General features: G+C 60.3%; 1 protein-coding gene and 1 pseudogene. Both read left to right on the top strand.

The features are described from left to right. The first annotated feature begins 935 nt into the window (after positions 1-935). The gene (locus GA0061098_RS45890) at positions 936-1,097 is read left to right on the top strand and encodes a hypothetical protein (RefSeq protein ID WP_208610761.1); all 162 of its coding nucleotides are present in this window, start codon (positions 936-938) and stop codon (positions 1,095-1,097) included. A gap of 130 nt (positions 1,098-1,227) precedes the next feature. Continuing rightward, a pseudogene (locus GA0061098_RS43380) lies at positions 1,228-1,734 on the top strand (IS66 family transposase); the annotation flags it as partial. Positions 1,735-1,915: the final 181 nt, after the last annotated feature.

Raw genomic sequence — 1,915 nt, 5'->3', positions numbered from 1 at the left:
GGTCCAGCACCCCACTTTCCTGCAAAATCGAATACTACATCAAGACCAATTCTGCTTACTTCTCAGACCGATCCGTATTCTTCACGGACGACTACGTAGGTCGCTCACTGCGATGTGCGAGGCCCATCATCTCGCCCTGCCCGGAGCGAGTTGTCAGTGAGTCGCGGTGCGCATGATGCATCGAGGTGAACAACGAGGGGACGATAGCGTCGGGCGCAAACTGGGGAGGGATTTCGTTAAAAAGCCCTCGTCGTCCTGCGTTGTACAAGCACAAACCGTGTATAGGCCACGGCGAATATGCTACGCGTCCGCCGGAAGTGCTTCCAATATGCTGGGTCTGAGGCAGAACGATGACGCCGAGGCGTTGGCAGCTTTCGTTGCTAATAAGCTAGCACCTCCGCGCCGGACTAAGGGCAATGCCTGGGTGTCCACGCAGCTCTTCGAGAGCGCGCACCATCATTTATAAGACCGCACGTCCGCCTCCGCTAAATGCGCATCCGCGCAAGGCCGCCTTATGAAAAGGTCGGCTGCGTAGCTGCCGGTCCTTATGGACGTGAAGGACAGTGCGGTGCTGAGCCGCATAGAGGTGGTGGAGACCGGTCGGCGGCGACGCTGGACGAGTGCGGAGAAGCTCAAGATCGTAGAAGAGAGCTTGGCGATGCCACGACTGGCTTCGGCAACCGCTCGCCGGTACGGGATCTCACGTCAGCTTCTGCTGAATTCGCGCAAGGCTTTGGCCTCCAATCATCGGGCTAGAGAGGGTTCGATTGGCCCGCCGCTCGACCCTGCGATAGTGTGCCGAGCACGCTCGCAACGACGGAAGCTGTCGAGGCAGGCCAGATCGAAATCGCAAGCCCGAATGGCCCGCGCGTGGTCTTCGGTCCTGGAGCGGATGTCGTGGCGGTGGTTCAAATTGCCTGGGGACTGGAGCGCCGATGATCGCGATCCCGACGGGCGCGCGGGTGTGGCTGGCGACCGGCTACACGGATATATCCAGGGGGTTCCCCTCCTTGGCGCAGCAGGTTCTGGAAGTGCTCGGCAAGCACCCGCTGGACGGGCATTTTTCTGCTTCCGCGGTCGCTGCGGTGACCTGCTGAAGGTGATTTGTCACAATGGCCAGGAGCATGCCCATTTACAAAAGACTCGAGAGAGGAAGGTTAATCTGGCCATGGGGTGCCGGCGAATCGGTAACGATCTCTCCGGCGCAGGTGAGCTATCTGCTCGATCAAACCGGTCTCTCCGATCGCGCTGGAGGCGGTCAGACGCCTCGATGCGTTGTTCGAGATCGAACGCAGCGGCGCCGACGAGCGACGCGCCGTGCGCCAGGAACAGAGCAAGCCGCTTCTCGACGACATGCACGCATGGTTGTTGCGTGAGCGCGAAACCCTCTCGCGCTCCTCTGAAGTCCTGAAGCCGATGAACTACATTGTGAGGCGCTGGGACGACCTCGCCCGCTTCCTCGACGATGGCACGATCTGCTTGACCAACAATTGCGCCCAGCGCGCATTAAGAGGCATGGCGTTGGAAAGGCGCAACTGGACCTTCGCCAGCATCCAGCGAGGCACCGACCGTGCCGCCATCATGCTGACGATGATCACGACCTGTCGCCTGAACGACGTCGATCCCAAGGCTTGGCTCGCCGACGTCCTCGCCCGTATCGCCCGATCTTCCCGCATCGCGTCTGCACGAGCTGCTGCCCTGGAATGGAAGCTCCTGCGCCAACCCGACAAGCCGCCGATCAGGCCGCCTGACCGTCACGCAACCAGCCATAGAGCTCGCCCGCGGCCGCGCGAATGCATCAATCAGACGGTCAGCGTCGTCTTACGATTACCCACATTTTTTGAGGCCCGGCCCAACCGAAAACTTGAGTCGCCGGAATCACTTATGATTTTTTGATGAGCACCTGATTCGAGAA

Source organism: Bradyrhizobium shewense (assembly GCF_900094605.1).
GTDB lineage: Bacteria > Pseudomonadota > Alphaproteobacteria > Rhizobiales > Xanthobacteraceae > Bradyrhizobium > Bradyrhizobium shewense.
This window is presented reverse-complemented; position numbering and strand designations above follow the sequence as displayed.

Coding starts and splice junctions, on each gene's coding strand:
- GA0061098_RS45890 (WP_208610761.1), top strand. CDS start 936: ATGATCGCGATCCCGACGGGCGCGCGGGTGTGGCTGGCGACCGGCTAC.